We start from the raw sequence: 17,677 nt of genomic DNA on the forward strand, positions 1-17,677 counted from the left end.
AGTTGTAGTGAAGACTTTTTGACCCCTTCTATTGAAAATACTAAATTTAGATCCAGCAACTGCGGAAGTTGGGCTAGCGGCCGAGGTACTTCAAAACAGCTTCGGTACGGGATCGAACATGGAGCTTTTTGTAGATGTTACGGACGTGCGTGCGAACCGTCTCCAGACTCACAAAGAGCGTGTTGGCAATATCCTTATCATGATATCCTTTGGCCAGGTAGGAGAGAATTTCGCTCTCGCGCGGGGTCAGAGCTTCAGCCTCCCGCAGGGGCCGGCCGCTCTGTTGGAAGGCCTGCACGACCTTGCGGGCGATTTGGCTCGATATCGGCGAACCGCCGTTGTGGAGATTGCGGATCGCATCCAACAATTCAGCAGGCGGGGTCTTCTTGAGCACATAACCGGTAGCCCCGGCCACCAGCGACTTGAAAATCAGCTCATCATCCTCGTACATGGTCAGCATCATGATCTGCAGCTCCGGCAGTTGCTCCTTCAAACGGACCACGCATTCAATGCCCGACATCTTGGGCAGGCGAATGTCCATTAACACGACATCCGGAGGATCGTCGGGCAGATGCTCGAGGGCGTTCTCGGCATCTCCGTAGGTCGCTGTACAAACATAACCCGTTGAGCTGCCGATAAAAATAGCCAGCCCTTCGCGAATCTCACGATTGTCTTCGACGATGGCGACTTTGATCGCTGTTTGTTCGTTTTCATTCATGCCGTGCAAGAATACAAAAGCCCTGGGGGAATGTCAATACTTCAAATGCGGTATACTGACCGGCAGCACGACGCAAATTTGAGTACCTCCCGGAGACTGAGATTGAATACGAAACGTTCCTTGCAGGTCTGTGATGCGTTTCTTCATGCTTTCCAAGCCGTTGCCAAAAAATTGAGGCTGATCCACTGCAAAACCCCGGCCGTTGTCACAAATGACCAGCTCCAGTTCCAGCGGCGTGCCGGTAAGGCGCAGTACCACTTCCGTGGCAGCAGCATGTTTGACGATATTGTGCAAGGCCTCTTTGAAGACCAGAAACAGACTGCGACGGGCCTCCGCGGTCAGATGGAAACTGGGAAGCTTCTCGGGAAAGTCACAACGGTAGCTGAGGCCGGCCATGCTCAGGTAACGTCCGGCATAATGCCGCAGATAGGCAGCCAGGTCGTCGAGCAGATCATACTTGGGGTTGAGCGCCCAAATGATTTCACCAATGTTGTCAATCACCTCCCGCGCGCGCTCGGAAATCTTGTTCAGGTGATTTTCTGCCGGATGCGGCTTCGCCAGACCCCGCTGCGCCAACTCTGTGAGAATGGCGATTTCCGAGAGACTGGCGCCGACCTCGTCGTGCATATCCTGCGAAATGCGCAGCCGTTCCCGCTCCAGCGCCTGCACTCGTTCCAAGGCTCTTATTCTCTCACGCAGTTTTCTGACTTTGGTGTACCACACGCTACCGCCCGCCAGCAATACGATGCTCCCCCAGAGCAGGACGGTAAACCACCAGGTTTTCCAAAACGGCGGCGTGATGATGATGCGAAGAGCAACGCCCTCTTCGTTCCAGATCTCGTCATGGTTCGCCGCTTTGACGCGAAAGATATATTCTCCGGGATCGACGTTCGTGTAACTGGCGTAGCGTCTGTCACCCGCCTGCACCCACTTGGGATCGAACCCTTCCAGCTTATAGGCGTATTTGTTGCGCGCCGGCGCAGCAAAGTCCAGGGCCGCGAATTCGAAGGAGAAGAAACTCTGCCGATAGGAAAGCCGGATTCTATCAAGGGAGACGAGGGCTTTGGGCAACGGCATTGTGCGCTCGAACACTTTGAAACGGGTGATGACGACCGGTGGAGGTTGCAGATTGTCTTGGATGCTGTCAGGATGAAATGAAATGCACCCCTTTTCACCTCCGATGAACAGCCGGCCATCTGGGCTGCGAAAGGCGGCGCCCGCAAGAAAGACGTTGCTGAGCAGTCCATCATCGACTGTATAGTTCGTGAACCTCCCCTTCTGCGGGTTGAAACGTGACAGGCCCCGGTCTGTACTCAGCCAGAGATTGCCGGCCGCATCGGGCAGAATGGCCTTCACGTAGTTGTTCGCCAGACCATCGCGCTCGGTGTAGTAGTTGAAATGCCCGGTGCGGCGATCGTAGCAGTTCAGTCCGGCGCCGAACGTGCCGGCCCAAACAAATCCGCTGGCATCGGCATGGACGCTGTAAATAGCGTTCATGCGGCCCGCATAGGGAGCCTCGTCGTTATGTTGATAGCGGACGAATGTGTTCGATGTCTTGTCAAAGCGATGGAGGCCGGCGCCAAACGTCCCGACCCAGAGATCATTCTTACCGCCTGAGATGATGCTTCTGACCTCATAATGCTCACCCGTTTGTTCATTCAAGGGATAATAAGTAAATCTCCCTTTCTCGCGATCCAGTCGACTCAAGCCGCGCTCCAGCGTGCCAACCCACAATGTCCCCTCCTGGTCTTCATAGATGACTTTGTTGGTGACAAATTGATCGTTGCGCAACTCGTGATAGTATCGAATGAAGTCATCTGCGCCAGAATACCGATTCAATCCCTCCGCTGTGCCAATCCAAATGTGACCTTGCCGATCTTCACAAATCACCCTGACTTGATCGTTACTGAGACTCTGGGAATCTGCCGGATCATGCCCATAGCGAACCCAGCGGCCACGCTGGCGATCCGCTCGACTTTGCCGGAATAGACCAGCATATTCCGTCCCCAACCAGAGATCACTTTTTCGGTCTTCAAGGATGGCGGAGACATCGTAGTCGAGCTTGTAGTGGCGAAATTCCGCGTGCCGGCGCTCAAAGCGATTCAACCCGCCGCGATAGACGCCGATCCACAGCAGGCCGGAGCGATCTTCGAAGATTGCAGTGACGCGGTCCTGACTCAGCGAACGGGGCTTCTGCACGTCATGCTGAAAGCGGGAAAAGCCACCGGTCGCCGCATCGTAGCGCCACAGTCCGTGATGAAAGGTCCCAATCCAGAGCTGTCCCCGGCTGTCGTCATAGATGTCAAAAACGAGGTCGCGTGAGGCATGCTGAGGATCAGGGTGATAGGGCACGATGGCGTTGGCGCGGCGATCAAATCGATGCAGCCCGGACGCCATCCCGAACCACACCGTCCCGTGACGGTCTTCGGCGATACAAAGAGTCTTGTGGTCGCTCAAATGACTGAGATGAGGGCCATCACAGCGCAATTGCGTGAAGCTGTTGCTCCGGCGATCGTAGCGATCAACTCCCACGGCTGTCCCAATCCACAGACCCCCTGCGCGGTCTTCAAAGACGGAGTACACGCCGTCACTGGCAATTGAGATTGAGTCACGGGGATCATGCCGGAAATGGACAAGCGCACGCTTCTCTTGATCGTACTGATAAAGGCCCTCTCCGGTCGCATTCCACAGCGTGCCGAGGTGATCTTCGACGATCGCCGTGACGTATTTGTCGGAGAGGTTGGTCGTGCTGTCGCCTGCGACTGTGGGAAGAACGAAACCATCAGTATCTGGATCGTAGCGTCGCACACCGTCTTCCATTCCGATCCAGAGGTTGCCATGGCGATCAACGCAGAGACTCGTGACAAATGAATTGGGCAGCGACTGCTCGTTACCTGGTTCCGGTTTGTAGACCGTGAATTCGTAGCCGTCGTATCTGTTCAGCCCGTCTTCCGTGCCTATCCACAGAAAGCCGTGGTGATCTTGCGCGATCGCAGTGATGGAGAAATTGGAAAGCCCCTGCTCAACCGAGAGGTGATCAAAACGCAGATCGTCTGTCTGGGCGCGAAGAATCGCGGGAGTCTGCCAGAGGAAGTTCAAGAACAGACTGACGCCGAGCTTGGAAATGAGGCCTCTTCGCGCGTGCATTGTGTCCTCACCAACTCCAATACTGGAGAGCCGTGTGATTCACCTCTCAGAGTTACTTGCTGAATGAAAGCGGCGGATCGGTTCGCGCGGCTTTGACTGAGCCAGTGTTTCCAGACCATTTCTCTGATATATCGAGGCCCACGACCTGACAGCCGTAACGCTTGCCGATGAAGACGGAACCAACGCCGATCCCGCAACCGACATGCAAGCCCTTCCAGGCATTATCTTTGGCGATCATCATTTCGTCTTTCTGCCATAAGCCCGCTTGAGGGAGGCATTCCTTTGTGGTGCGAACTTCTGCCTGTCACCCATGCCCTCCTGCCCGGATACCACTGACAGAAATCGTCTCCACTTCTCAATAATGCCACGCTCAACGCGAAAGAGCGATTCGGGCTATTCACGTCTCCGCATGGACTTCCATTGGCGGGATAGTAAGACGCCGAAGTGCTTCGGCACAAAGAGGCCGTCTCAGGGCAAAATTACCGTGCTGCGTCGCGGAGACAAAGTCTGACGGGGTTGAAGCCGGCTCGCGACATTGCCTCCCAGCCTGGAGCTTACCGCACGGCATGAGCGCTCAGACTGCCCGGCACAGCTCACCAACAGCAAATACTCATTGTACCTTGAACTCATGGGAACAGCAAAAAAGCACTCGACTTCGTTCTACAGCTCGTAGCCTTGAGCGAGCCAGTAGTGCCAGTCCGCAACGGCTTCCTTCGTATCCGTATTGGCCATGGCAATAACTTGGATCTGCGCGAGCGGAATAGCCAGGGTACGGCCATCCCAAGGTGTTGTCACAAACATCTCGTGCTGACACTCGCTTTCAGGGGCCATGCCGACAATTTCAATCTCATCACCTTTGCGAAGTGGTGAAATGGCTCTTTCGGAGATGCACCTGGCCAAAAAAGGAAACTGCAATTTCTCATCGAGGTAGTAATACCACCCCATCGCCTGTTCTTCGGGACCGTAGGCATCAACGATGATTTCCATCATGATGCGTTTTTCGCGTCGGTCGTCCTTTGCTAACCTCTCGGTGAGAGTAGAGGTGACGATCCGGTCGCGTTTCTTGTGAGTCTTCTTTTGGGAAGTCTTTTTCATGGAGATACCCCTTGAACTGCGATTGTCTCTGCCGGTCTCGTGCATTCCGCTAGCCTTCCAGACAGCGGCATCATGCGGTCGTCCAACTACATTGGTGTGAAGATGCAAAGGCACAAAGAAAGAAGCAAGCCAGATTCCTGGATGCAAATGAAGAAAATGGGTTTCTCTGGCACTCCCGCGTTTACGGTGGGCGAAGTTCGAGGAAAACCGGTCTGCCGGTGGAAACGGGATTCCGGCTGGCAGCGCAACACTCTTCGAGGCGCAACAAGTTGGTTGGCGGAGGCACATCTTCCAGCCTTCACGACGCCTCATTTGCGACGGTTGGAGCGCGCGGAGAAAGCGAGGCGGCCCAGCAAGATTCCTCGGGCCCTGCAGTCAGGGTATCGGGAGTCACGCGGTCGTCGCAAAGGGTCTTACACGAAATACTTATGAAAAGAACAACCACGACTGGCGGGAGTTGTTAAGAGTCGCACGGAACGGCCGGCAATGGACACCGGGCAGTGGAACAAGTTCGGGGGTGAAAACAAACTGGGCGGAACCGCTCCCATCAGCAAGCTGTCGACTTGCAGGGCAAGGAATCCACGCCCACCGAGTCAGAGAATCCTGGCCCAGGCTCCGGGAGCGTCATTCCAGCGCCAAAAGGTGTACAAACTTGTCCATCTCTGTCCCGGCCACAAAAAGAAAAAGGGAATCGCGGGGATTCCCTTTCTGATCAAAATCATGCACTTGGCTTGGTTGCGGGGGCGGGATTTGAACCCGCGACCTTTGGGTTATGAGCCCAACGGCGAAGCGGCCCTTTCGCGCGCAAGCCCTTGTTTTGGAGGACGAAACAAGATAGTCAGCGCCGTTGCAGCGTCAGGCGTGCGGTTCACTCGAGATTATGCTCACCGCGTTTGGCTCTCCTTTAGTATGCGCTCCAAGAGACCGTCGCTTATTCGGAAACCATTGGACCGCAGGGTCTTCAGGTCTGCCGCTAAATCGATGACGATGCCTTGCGCACTCGCCATTAACAGTACACCCATGGTTCCCACAACATGCGCCCGAGCGACGTCGCTTTCGCTCTTCCCTTGCGCTCATCCATGAGCAAGAGAGCCGCATCTCTGGTGAGCGCCAACGCAATTGCTTCCGCCTCTCCCTCATCGAGATCGATCTTCAGTGTCGCGAGCGTCGCGCCATCTGCGGCATCTTCGACATGCCTCCATCCCGCCTCTACTGCTTCGGTTATTTCCCGCGAGCCAACTCGACCAATACCCTTGACCGCAATCTCCTCATAGACACCGCGCGGCAGATAGACCTCACTGAACAGCACGCGCAGCAGCTCGATGCGCCTCAAGATCGCCAGCCCAATCAGCGGAGTCGTGTCGGAGACGATAATCATCTTGCCCCGTGCTTCCGGTCTGCAAAACGACCGATGGCCTCGAGGTCAGCTTCATAATCGTCATCGGTATAGTTGAAAACGGGCAGACCGCGCAGGCTCAACATGGCCCAGAATGCCTGTTGCGACAGAATTGCCAGTTTTGCTGCCTTCCCAAACGAGAGCCGGCCTTCGGCGTACAACTGCGCCGCCAGGTCATGCGCGGCGTGGGTGCCCAAATCATCCCGACTCAAACCCGCTGATTGCAGCGCCAGGTAGATTTCCTCAGGGAGCTTCAATTCCAGTGTGATTGTATTCATATTTCATCTCCGTGCACGCGGTGCCGAGGAACGATTCTTGGAACGAAGTAGAACTTCTGTCCTGATTCAAAGCGAGTTGGCGTGGAGAATGATGCTGAAAATCGAGCAAAGATTAGGAAATTTGTCATCCAAAACAAACGCAAAATTCTCCGGGCGCCAGCGCGAGTGGCCGGGCCGGCAGATCTGGCGCTGCTTGAAAAGGCCCATTGATCTTCGATGCTCCCGGCGGTATGACCAAAGAAACCGTGCCGACTATAGAGAATCACCTTGCTTCTTGCTTCAAGTTTTGCAAATTTTCGTCGTCATTCTTGGGGGCTGCTTGTGGCCTCCTCCGCCGACGCTCATCTGCATGGGGCGCTTGATCATGTTCGATCCGTTTTGTTTTGCGGGCAACTCTTCACACCATTCCCGCACCAAATCCTTTCTAGCACGCGAGCGCCAATTCGCGCGCCAGGGCCGGCGATTGCATCCCGCGTCAGCACGTGTGTCAGGTGCTGCTCAATACTTCAACCAGGAAATGATTGCGAATTTCATAGTATCGACTCATCGCCATGCGCGGCGCACGGCGAAGTTAAACAAAAGGCCGTGGGTGCTTTTATGAGGGAGAACATGCCATGAGGCCAATCACCTGGCAATTGATCGCCACCTTGCTGCTGTCAGCGCTGTTACACCTTGCACCAAAACTTCAGGCCCAGCAGCCGCCCTATCCGATCATTCTCATTCACGGTCTCAATGCCAGCTATGCCACTTGGACGGAGGCCGGCGGCGTTGCGCAGCAACTGCAAAGTTATGGTTGGAGGAATGGCGGGGTCGTTCACGTGACCCTGGATTACTACCGCAATCACTTGAACACCTCGGATGCCAAAGAGAAAGACGTGCATCTCTTCACCACCAACGTACCGGCTGCAGATTTTTATCTGATCAATTTTGATGTAGATGCCACCAACACGCGGGTTGCCCGGGATGGTGACAACATCACGACTCTATCCTCTGCGATGAATGCTTTTGAGGCCGAAGTTCTTCCTACCCTGTTGGAACCTTTCCGTGCCGGTGACATCATTCGCATCGATGACGAATACCTGCGGATGGAAAGCGTGGGCAGCGACCGCCTGGTGGTCTTGCGCGGTTTGTACAATAGCGCCCTGCGCAGCCACGGCGAAGGCAGCTTGATCTTTATTCTCTCGAATCAAAGCAATCAGGCGGCGATTGCCAAACAAGGTTGGGGTCTGAAACTGGCGATTGACGCGATCAAAGCGGCGACTCACAAGACCAAAGTTGTTTTGGTCGGGCACAGCATGGGCGGTCTGGCCGCGAGATATTATGCCCAGAATTTCTCGGCAGGCGACGTGGCCAAAATCGTGACCATCGGCACGCCTAACCTGGGCGCCATCAAGGAAGATATCTATTTTGACGAGGCCGTGCAGTTGTTCGTCAATTCAATCGATGCGAGAAGTGAAGCCGTGCGGGATCTGGCCTACTGGTATGATTTCGAGCACACGCGCGACCTCGCCGCCCCGGGCGTGCCTGACACACGGGATAACGGCATTTTTCTTTTCGGTGGAAATGAAAACGGGGTGCCGGCGGGCAAATTCATCAATCGCGACATCAATGCCAACGGCACCGAAGGGGATGCCATTCGGGGCCTGAACCAGGGGCCGCTGCCAAACGATTTTGAATACTTCTTTCTGGTGGGAAAGGCGCGCGACGAGACGGCGATTGCCACGAAGGACAAGCAAGCCCGGCGCATTGCAGTCGAGGCGCCGAATGACGGCGTGGTGCTGGTCAGCCGGCAGTGGCTCGATTTGTCGAACGGCTATTATCGCGGCAGCTACACTTGGAAAATGACTGATCCTCCCATTGCGGCATGGCACTCTGAAGGCTTCACGAAAATCCCATTCACCAAACCGGACACCTGGGAAACGCATGAAGTCGCCGAGGTGATCAAGGCGCTCGACGAGCCGGATACTTATCCGCACGCTTATGAGATTGTGCCCGGAACCACGCAGCATTTCATTTCCGCGCCACAGCCGCGCGGCGGCATTCGTGATCGCGATTGGTTTGTGCTCAATCTCGCGTCCGCGGGTGAAAAGGACATCACCCTGCGAGACTTTCCTTTCTTCACGGCCTCAGGCGCTGCTCGCATGTGGTTGTATGCCGGAGGGGATCCCACCACCGCCATTGACTCGGTGAAGTCCCAGGCGGGACAGGACTATGTGCTCTGGCGCCGGAATTTCTCCCAAGCCGGCCGCTACTATCTCAGAATCGAGACGCTGGCGACGGAGGTTTCCTGGCAAACGCCGGTGTCTCTTTCCGTCCGCAGTTTGGGCGCGGCAGCACAACTCGCGCTGAGCGCCAGCAGTGCTGCGATTCCTGCCAACAATTCCGCAACGACCCAGCTCAGTGTCAGGATTCTCGACAGCGATGGCAATCAATTGACGTCCGCCACCAACCCCATCACCTTCACCCTCACCTCCGGCGCGGCCTCCGCCACACTGGTGGGGCCCAACCCAATCAACGCGGTGAACGGCGTGGCCACGATCACGCTGCGATCCACCACCACGCCGGGCTTGGTGACCATTCAGGCTTCCTCGCCGGGACTGGCTCCTGGAACGACGACGGTTTCGGTTTACAGCAACCCGACTTTGGTTTCCGGCACGATCACGACCAACACCACATGGACCCTGGCGAATAGTCCATATCAGGTGACTGGCGATATCGATGTCAGACCTGGAATCACGCTGACAATGGAACCCGGCGTCACCGTGATGTTCAACAGCAGCGCAGATATGAGAATCAATGGCACGCTTCTGGCCAATGGCACCGCCAGCCAGCACATCAATTTCACTTCCTCTGCAGCCAATCCCTACGTCGGGGCCTGGCGTGGTCTGGTCATCAATCAGCCACCAGGCGTGCTGCGGAGCAGCCTGAGTTACTGTGATTTCTCCTACGGCGGCCAAGTCAGTCTCAACACCAATTATGATGTGCTCGAAATCAGCGGTTACGCCGAACCGCAGATCACCGCTTGCACCATTCGTGACTGCCGCCGGAATGGCGTCAAAGTCGTTTCGGGCAGATACGACAACAATTTCACCCTGAACGTGACGGCTTTGCCTTTGATCGTGGATGAGATCTACATCAGCCGTAGCGCGGTGATGACCATCGCGCCCGGCGCGCACCTCAAGCTAACCGAGGGCGCCAACATCCTTGTCGAGGGCGGACTCATTGCGAATGGCACGCCCGCACAGCGCATCGTTTTTACCTCGATTCGCGACGATGCCCTCGACGGCGACACTGACGGCAACGGCGCCGGTGCCGGCAGCGTGGGCGACTGGGGCGGCATTGAATTCAGGGACACTGTTGATGACGGCAATTGCACGATGCAATACTGTGACATCAAATTCGCCGCGCGCATCGCCTACGGCGACTTGGAGGTGCCCGTTCGCCTCGATGCGCGCGCCAATCCCACCTTCAAATCCCTGCGCTTCAGTGACTGTCGTTACAACGGTATCGAAGTGGTGAAGGGCGTATACAACACGAACATTCGGCTCGACCAAACCGCAGTGCCATATCTGATTCGTGGCGATCTCAAAGTGGAGAAGCCGGCGGTGTTGACCATCGCCGCCGGCACGCTCTTCAAGATGGCTAACGGCAGTGACCTCCGCATCAACGGCGGGCTGATTTGCCAGGGCGTGGCCGGCAATCCGGTCCGCTTCACTTCCATCAATGATGACAGCCGCGGCGGCGATACCGGCAATGACGGCGAAACCGCCGGCAGCGCGGGCGAGTGGGGCGGCGTCTCCATCGAGGTCGACGCCAAAGGCAGCAGCATGAGTTTTACCGAATTCCATTTTGGTGGCAGCAGTGGTTTCAATGAAACGGGAAGTCCGCTGCTGCTGGACATGCGCGCCGAGGTGACCTTCGCCAATTTGACCTTCGGCAATTGCACCACCAACGGCATCACCATCCTCGCGACCAACTATGACCGCGACGCGCGGCTGCGTTTCCCCGGCCAGACTCCTTACGTGCAGCTCGGCGATCTCTCGGTTGCCGCCGGCGCTAAATTGACCATCGATCCCGGCTGTGTGATTAAGCTCAGCGAAGGATCCGATATCCACATCAACGGCGGCTTGCTGGCCGAAGGCACGGCCGCCGCGCCAATCATTTTCACTTCACTCGCGGATGATTCCCTGTTGGGTGACAGCAACAACAACGGCAACAGTCAAGGGGTGGCCAGCCGGTGGGGCGGCATATCGTTTAGCAACAGTGCCACCTCCAGGGACTGCCGCCTGCGGCATTGCCAGTTTCGCTATGGCGGCGCCGGCGGCATTCACAACCTCGGATGGACCATGCAAGTTTCCGCGCTGGTGAATCCGGTTTTCGAGAACCTTCGTTTCTCACAAAACGCCAGTAATGGCATCCGGGTTGTCGATGGTTCTTATGCATCGAGCATCGTTCTCGACCAGACTGCTGTGCCCTATCTGCTCTCCGGCGATTACGGCATCGAAGCCTCCGCCGGCCTCACCATCGCGCCCGGCACGTTATTGAAGTGCTATGGCGAAACGGACATTTTCATTAAGGGCCGCCTGACGGCCGTGGGGACACCCTCGGCGCCGATCGTTTTCACCTCCTTTCGTGATGATCGCCTCGCGGGCGACAGCAATAACGATGGTGTCAGCAACGGCGTTGCCGGCGACTGGGGCGGCATCGTATTTCAATCCGAGAGCCTCCCCGGTGTCAGCGAAGTGGCCCACTGTGAGTTTTGGTATGGTGCTGGAGCCGGATTCCGCAGTTCGGACGCGGTATTGCGCTTTGAAAACACCAGCCAGAAAATCCACCATGTCAAGATGCGGCAGGTGCGCTGGCACGGGATTTACGCGAACGGCAATGCTTCGCCGGATCTGGGCGGAGGCGCTTATTCGAGCCCGGGCAACAATTCTCTTCTTGATTTCAATATTGCTGCCGACCGTTATGCCGTGTTCAATGACGGCAGCGCAACGATCTTTGCCCGGAACAACACTTGGGACGGCTCCACCGTCGCTGCCATTGCGCAGGAGATTTATGACAAGTCCGACAACGCTTCCAAAGGCGAGGTCATTTTTCAACCGTTCAATCCTGCTGGAGACAGCGAGGCGCCGCAAATATCCGTGCTGTTTCCCAATGGCGGTGAGACGCTGCTCGCCGGCAGCGCCGTGACCCTGCGCTGGTATGCCCGTGACAACCTCGCCGTCACCCAAGTCGCTGTTTCGCTCACCCGGGACGGCGGCCAGACTTTTCAGCCACTCACCTCTTTCACCGGCCAGCAAGAGGAATATGCGTGGACGGTGGCGGGGCCACTCTCCTCGCGCTGCCTTTTGAAAGCGACGGCTCGTGATGCCGCCGGCAACGAACGTTTCGATGTCTCGGACAGTTTCTTCGCGATCGTCGATTCCGGCAGCAGCGTCAACTATCCCCCCTCGACGCCACTGCCGCTGCGGCCGCTCGCCGGCGAGGAAATGCGCGGCAATGATTTGCTGATCTGGCAGGCCAGCGTCGATCCCAATCCCTTCGACCAGATCGTTTATCGTCTGGAAATCGACAACAACGCCAATTTCCTCTCGCCAGAGCTGGTGGAGGACAATATCGACAGCTCGCGCATCACAGTGATTGCAGAGTCCGCCAAGGCAGGCCTCACCCTGGCGGGGCAAAATGTGCTGGCGGTGCGGTTGGATCGCCTCGCCGGTTTTACCAATCTGCAGGATGATGTGATTTATAATTGGCGGGTGCGCGCGCGTGATCTGCAAAACGCAGTGTCGGCCTTTGCGAGCGGCACGGCGCGCTTTTTCATGAACAAGACCAACACCGCGCCGCAAGCCGTGGCAACCGGCTTCACGCCCGCCGGCGATGTGGAAGTGCGCACCGCGCGGCCGACGATTTCCTGGCAGGCGGCTGATGATCCTGATCCGAGTGATGGCGCCGAGGTTTTGCGCTATCGTCTGCAGGCAGACGATGACGGCGAGTTCAACAACGACGTGGGAATCACGGTGCAAACGAATCCGGGCGTGACATTCTATCCTCCCACGCAGGATTTGCGCGAGAATGCGCGCTACAGTTGGCGGGTGCAAGCGAGTGATGACGAAGGCGCCGTTTCTCCGTGGTCCGGCGTGCAGACTTTTTGGGTGAATGCGCTCCGCGAGCCACCGGCCGCGTTTGCGATCATGGCGCCGCCGCCGGATTACCTCTCCCCTTCCGACACGGTAATGTTTGCGTGGCAGGCGAGCGCAGACCCCGATCCCTTTGATAGCTTGCGTTATGTGTTGGAATGGAGTCTGAAGCGGACCTTCTCGAGTGTGTATCGCGCCGCGATCAGCGCACCCGCGACGCAATTGCGCTTCATTCGGCCGGCCGGCGCCGGCGAAATTTTCTGGCGACTGAAAGCCGTTGATCCTGACAGCCTGGCGACCTATGCCGGACCCACCGGCCAGGAGCCGCGCCGATTGCGCTGGCAGGGCACAGAGGTGGCAAGCTCGCCTTCGATTCCATCGCAGTTTTCGCTCGGCCAGAACTATCCGAATCCTTTCAATCCGGAAACGACGATCGCGTTCGGCCTGCCTCGACCGGTCCATGTGCTGCTACAAATCTACAATCTGCTGGGCCAGAAAGTCCGGACTCTGGTTGACGAAGACATGACGGCCGGTTACGCTTCAGTGAAGTGGGACGGCAAGGATGATCGTACTCAGGTTGTGCCCAGCGGCGTCTACGTCTATCGCATTCAGGCCGGAGATTTCTCGGCGACGCGCAAGCTGGTGTTGATGCAGTAATGGAATCAAAGGAAGAGGGTGAAGGCGCACCCTTCGCTTTTCGGTTTTCGCTTTTCATTCATCGCTCAAGCGGCACGAGGAAGGTGATCTCATGCCCGGGAATCGTCTTATTGTTTTGGCATGAATGGATTGTACCACGACGGTTGTCATGCCTGGTTTAGCGGTGGAGAATCGCAGCGCAATCACCCTATCTGAGACAAGGTGTCTTTGCTATCAATCCGTTACTGAGGTGATACCGAAGGTTCAAAATTGTCCTTGCATTTCTGGGGAAAGTGATTACCCTTTGGCCTCGAGTCAATGTCTGGGCGATTCAATGATCGGCGAAACCGTTTCACACTATAGAATTTCAGAGAAATTGGGCCAGGGCGGCATGGGCGTCGTGTACAAGGCGCAAGATCTCAAGCTCGACCGCTTTGTCGCGCTCAAATTTTTGCCGCCGCATCTTTCCGGAAACGAGGAAGAGAAGCAGCGCTTCATTCGCGAAGCCAAAGCTGCTTCGGCGCTGGACCATCCCAACATCTGCACGATTTATGAAATCGCTGAAACGAAAGATGGGCAGATGTTCATTGCGATGGCGTATTACGACGGCGAAACACTGAAGGCGCGAGAGGCGAGAGGCGAAGAGCAAGGCGCGCCCATCGCTCATCGCCCTTCCCCTTTCGCCATGACGATAGCCGAGGTGATCGGCATCGCCATGCAAATCGCGCAGGGTCTGGCGAAGGCGCATGCACACGGCATCGTGCACCGCGATCTCAAGCCGGAAAACGTGATCATCACGAAAGAGGGCATCGCCAAGATCGTTGATTTCGGTTTGGCCAAATTAACCGGACACACGCGGCTCACCAAAGAGGGCGCGACAAAGGGCACGGCGGCTTATATGTCGCCCGAGCAAGCGCGCGGCGAAGACACCGACCATCGCACCGATATTTGGTCGCTGGGCGTCTTGATGTATGAAATGCTCACCGGCCAATTGCCTTTCAAAGGAGAAAAGGAGCCGGCAGTGATCTACGGGATTCTCACCAAAGAGCCGACGCCCGTGACCGAATGGCGCCATGAAACTCCCGCGCCGTTGGAGCAAGTGATCAATCGCGCCATGGCCAAAAACGCGGAGGAACGGTATCAGCGCGCCGAGGACATGCTTGATGAGCTTGAAATTCTCAAACAGCAACGCGAAGCCGGTCAAGTGGAAAAACGCCAAACGGCTTCGCGGCACGCCACCAAGAGAAACCGCGCTTATCTTTACGCGGGAATCGCCGGCTTGCTGATTTTGCTGTTGGCGTTCGGTCTCTCTCGCTTCCTGCCGCAACACGAGGCGATTGACTCCGTCGCCGTTCTGCCTTTCGTCAATACCGGCGCCGATCCCGAAGCTGAATATCTTTCCGACGGCATCAGCGAGAGTCTGATTCGCAGCCTCTCACAGTTGCCCCGCCTCAAAGTAATGTCGTTCAGCGTGGTGTCGCGTTACAGAGGAAAAGATAAGAATGTACAAGAGATTGGGCGCGAGCTTGAGGTGCAGGCCGTGCTCGTCGGGCGTGTCACGCCACGCGGCGAAACATTGTCCATCAGCGCTGAGCTGGTCGATACGGAGGACAATCATCACATTTGGGGCGAACAATATGATCGCAAGCTCACCGAGCTTTTGGGATTGCAAGATGACATCACCGCGGCGCTTTCGAAAAAATTGCAGCCCCATATAAGCGAGGCAGAAAAGCAGCGCGCGACCAAACGCTACACGCAAAACTTTGAAGCGCATCAGCTCTATCTTAAAGGCCGTTATTACGCGGCGAAATACAAGAAAGAGAGCTTCGAGAAAGGTTTCGCGTATCTTCATCAAGCCCTCGAGAAAGATCCAAACTACGCGCTCGCTTACGACGGGCTTGCCTACTGTTATATCGCTGCGTTTGAATGGCTGCTATCTCCGCGCGAGGCTCTGCCGCAGGCCAAAGCCGCCGCGCTGAAGGCTTTGACATTGGACGAAACGCTCGCGGAGGCGCACGCTTCACTCGGCGCGGTCTATTTTTTTTATGACTGGGATTGGCCCGCCGCAGAACGCGAATTTAAGCGCGCGCTTCAGCTTAATCCGAATTATGCCACGACGTACCAATATTATGCGCAGTACTTGGTGGCGACGGGGCGGTTGGACGAAGCCCTTGCCACTGCAAAACGCGCGTATGAGATCGAACCCCTCTCGCCCGAAAGCAACACGTATTGGGGATGGATTTTGAGCATGACGGGCCAAAATGATCTTGCCATGACGCAGCTCAACAACGCGCTCGAATTGGATCCCAACTTCTGGTTTGCGCGCCTGATGTTGGCAGGAGTTTATAATAGAATGGGAGAAGTTGTCAAAGCCTGCGCGGAATATGAGAAGGCCAGCGCGCTTGAAGGCGAATTCTCAGAGAGCTTGGCAAACCTCGGCCGTTGTTATGCGCGGCAGGGAAAGGTCGATGAATCCCGGAAAATTTTGTTTGAATTAAAGCGACGCGCTGAGAAAGGTTATGTCCCACCTTATTTCCTTTTCATGATACATTATGCGTTGGGCGAAAAAGATGAAGCATTGCCATGGTTTGCAGCGGCTTATGAGCAACGCTGCATCTATCTTCTCTGGGACAAAGTTTTTTCCTATTCTTACTATCAGCAGTCTGATCCGCGGCTGGCGGCAATACTTGATAAGGTCGGAGTGAAAAATTAGCATGACTCCCAACGACACCCAGAACCTCCATCAACAACTCGAAGATTATGAAAAACTCATCAGCGTCCTGCAAAGCCTCGGCTCCTCGCTCGACGTCGATGTCATTTTACGGCAGCTTATCGAAGCCGCATTGAGCCTGTGCAACGCGCAGCAGGGCGCGATCATGCTCTTCGACCCGGAGAGCCAGGAGATTGCCAAGACGCTTATTCGGCAGAATCAAGCCGAGGGTGAATTGCTCGATCATTCCCTCAATACGTTGCTGTCCGGATGGGCGCTCGATCACAAAGCGCCGCAAGTAACCGGCGATTTGGCGGCGACGTTTGGCGCGAAGCAGATCAAAGGGAAGTATCAGTCCATCACTTCCGCGCTGAGCGCTCCGCTGGAATGGCGCGGGGAAATCATCGGCGTCATCAATCTGCTTTCGCTCGATCAAAATAAAAAATTCGGCGAGCGCGAGCTGCGGCTGATGAAGATTCTGGCTTCGCAATGTGCGCAGTTCATTGCCAATGCCAAATTGCATGAAGCCGTGTTTGCCGAGGCCGATCGCCTGCGCCAGGAGATTCGCGACAAATATCAGTTTCACGGCATCATCGGCCACAGCCAGAAAATGCAGGCGCTGTTTGCGCTGCTGGAAAGAATCATTCCCACCGAGGGCCGCGTTTTGCTCGAAGGTGAAAGCGGCACCGGCAAAGAGTTGATTGCGCGCGTGATTCATTACGGCGGGCCGCGCCAAGATGGACCATTCGTGGCTGTCGACTGCGGCGCACTGCCGGCCAATCTCATGGAAAGCGAATTGTTCGGGTACGTGAAAGGCGCGTTTACCGGCGCGCTGCGCGATAAAAAAGGCTTGTTTGAAGAAGCGCATCGCGGCACGTTGTTCTTGGATGAAATCGTCAACATGCCGCTCGACGTGCAAGCCAAATTTCTGCGCGCGATTCAGGAGGGAGAAATCCGCCCGGTTGGTTCCACGCAGGTGAAAAAAGTCGACGTGCGCCTCATCGCCGCAGCGAGCGTGAATCTGCGCGTGCAGGTCGAAGCCGGAAAATTTCGCCAGGACCTTTTTTATCGCCTCAACGTCGTCAACGTCGCCTTGCCGTCGCTACGCGAGCGCAAAGCGGATATCGCCCTCCTCGCGAATCACTTTCTCAAGAAAGCCGCAGAGAAGCATAATCGGCCCCTCAAAGGCTTCAAAGCTGAAACCGTGGCCTATCTTGAAAATTACGCCTGGCCCGGCAATGTGCGTGAGCTGGAGAACGTCGTCGAGCGCATGGTCATTCTTTCCGAGCCGAAAAACGAGTTGATTGCGCCCGAACTGTTGCCGGCAGAAATCCGGCCGCCAAATCTCGACGGCGAGGCGACGCTGCAGCAAGGCAAGCCTTCGCCAGGCGTCAAAACCATGAAAGATGCGTATGAGAAAATGATTCTGCTCGAGGCCTTGATGAAACATGATTGGAACCAATCTGCCGCCGCGCGCGAGCTTGAGGTGGATGAGAAGAGCGTGCGGTACAAAATGCAGAAGTTTGGGGTTAAGAAGCCATAATTCGGAAAAGCTTC

Annotated in this window: 10 protein-coding genes; 4 read left to right on the top strand and 6 right to left on the bottom strand. The window is 56.2% G+C overall.

Going from position 1 to position 17,677, the window contains the following annotated elements:
• Positions 1–73 precede the first annotated feature (73 nt).
• The 6 genes from L6R21_27215 to L6R21_27240 form a co-directional block, all read right to left on the bottom strand.
• A complete protein-coding gene (locus L6R21_27215; protein MCK6562897.1) occupies positions 74–718 on the bottom strand; it encodes a response regulator transcription factor in 645 nt (214 codons plus the stop codon).
• 33 nt (positions 719–751) lie between these two features.
• Positions 752–3,865: a histidine kinase gene (locus L6R21_27220; GenBank protein MCK6562898.1), complete on the bottom strand. Its 3,114-nt coding sequence runs from the start codon at positions 3,863–3,865 to the stop codon at positions 752–754.
• 52 nt (positions 3,866–3,917) lie between these two features.
• Positions 3,918–4,106: a class I SAM-dependent methyltransferase gene (locus tag L6R21_27225; GenBank protein ID MCK6562899.1), complete on the bottom strand. Its 189-nt coding sequence runs from the start codon at positions 4,104–4,106 to the stop codon at positions 3,918–3,920.
• Positions 4,107–4,525: 419 nt separating this feature from the next.
• Entirely contained in the window at positions 4,526–4,810 is a 285-nt protein-coding gene (locus tag L6R21_27230) for a calcium-binding protein (protein ID MCK6562900.1), read from the bottom strand.
• 1,156 nt (positions 4,811–5,966) lie between these two features.
• Positions 5,967–6,338, bottom strand: coding sequence for a DUF3368 domain-containing protein (locus L6R21_27235; protein ID MCK6562901.1), 372 nt, complete (start codon positions 6,336–6,338; stop codon positions 5,967–5,969).
• Positions 6,335–6,634, bottom strand: a complete 300-nt coding sequence (locus L6R21_27240) for a UPF0175 family protein (protein ID MCK6562902.1) — start codon at positions 6,632–6,634, stop codon at positions 6,335–6,337. Before L6R21_27240 ends, L6R21_27235 begins: the two co-directional genes overlap by 4 nt.
• An 88-nt stretch (positions 6,635–6,722) precedes the next feature.
• On the opposite strand from L6R21_27240, the gene L6R21_27245 reads away from it, so the two are divergent.
• The 4 genes from L6R21_27245 to L6R21_27260 all read left to right on the top strand — a co-directional run bounded on the left by L6R21_27245 (position 6,723) and on the right by L6R21_27260 (position 17,663).
• A complete protein-coding gene (locus tag L6R21_27245; protein MCK6562903.1) occupies positions 6,723–7,235 on the top strand; it encodes a hypothetical protein in 513 nt (170 codons plus the stop codon).
• A 13-nt stretch (positions 7,236–7,248) separates the two neighbouring features.
• Positions 7,249–13,431: an alpha/beta fold hydrolase gene (locus L6R21_27250; GenBank protein ID MCK6562904.1), complete on the top strand. Its 6,183-nt coding sequence runs from the start codon at positions 7,249–7,251 to the stop codon at positions 13,429–13,431.
• Positions 13,432–13,801: 370 nt separating this feature from the next.
• On the top strand, positions 13,802–16,123 hold the full coding sequence (locus L6R21_27255; GenBank protein ID MCK6562905.1) for a protein kinase: 2,322 nt from the start codon (positions 13,802–13,804) through the stop codon (positions 16,121–16,123).
• Position 16,124: 1 nt separating this feature from the next.
• Positions 16,125–17,663 (top strand): sigma-54-dependent Fis family transcriptional regulator, encoded by a 1,539-nt coding sequence (locus tag L6R21_27260; protein MCK6562906.1) that lies wholly within the window; start codon positions 16,125–16,127, stop codon positions 17,661–17,663.
• The last annotated feature ends 14 nt before the right edge of the window (positions 17,664–17,677 follow it).

It is taken from the genome of bacterium (assembly GCA_023150945.1).
In the GTDB taxonomy this organism is placed as follows: domain Bacteria; phylum Zhuqueibacterota; class Zhuqueibacteria; order Zhuqueibacterales; family Zhuqueibacteraceae; genus Coneutiohabitans.

Bases quoted from the DNA above. Each gene is read 5' to 3' on its own strand.
- L6R21_27240 (MCK6562902.1), bottom strand. From the start codon at position 6,634: ATGAATACAATCACACTGGAATTGAAGCTCCCTGAGGAAATCTACCTG.
- L6R21_27255 (MCK6562905.1), top strand. From the start codon at position 13,802: ATGGGCGTCGTGTACAAGGCGCAAGATCTCAAGCTCGACCGCTTTGTC.
- L6R21_27215 (MCK6562897.1), bottom strand. From the start codon at position 718: ATGAATGAAAACGAACAAACAGCGATCAAAGTCGCCATCGTCGAAGAC.
- L6R21_27225 (MCK6562899.1), bottom strand. From the start codon at position 4,106: ATGATGATCGCCAAAGATAATGCCTGGAAGGGCTTGCATGTCGGTTGC.
- L6R21_27220 (MCK6562898.1), bottom strand. From the start codon at position 3,865: ATGCACGCGCGAAGAGGCCTCATTTCCAAGCTCGGCGTCAGTCTGTTC.
- L6R21_27250 (MCK6562904.1), top strand. From the start codon at position 7,249: ATGAGGCCAATCACCTGGCAATTGATCGCCACCTTGCTGCTGTCAGCG.
- L6R21_27245 (MCK6562903.1), top strand. From the start codon at position 6,723: ATGATGCTGAAAATCGAGCAAAGATTAGGAAATTTGTCATCCAAAACA.
- L6R21_27235 (MCK6562901.1), bottom strand. From the start codon at position 6,338: ATGATTATCGTCTCCGACACGACTCCGCTGATTGGGCTGGCGATCTTG.
- L6R21_27230 (MCK6562900.1), bottom strand. From the start codon at position 4,810: ATGGGGTGGTATTACTACCTCGATGAGAAATTGCAGTTTCCTTTTTTG.
- L6R21_27260 (MCK6562906.1), top strand. From the start codon at position 16,125: ATGACTCCCAACGACACCCAGAACCTCCATCAACAACTCGAAGATTAT.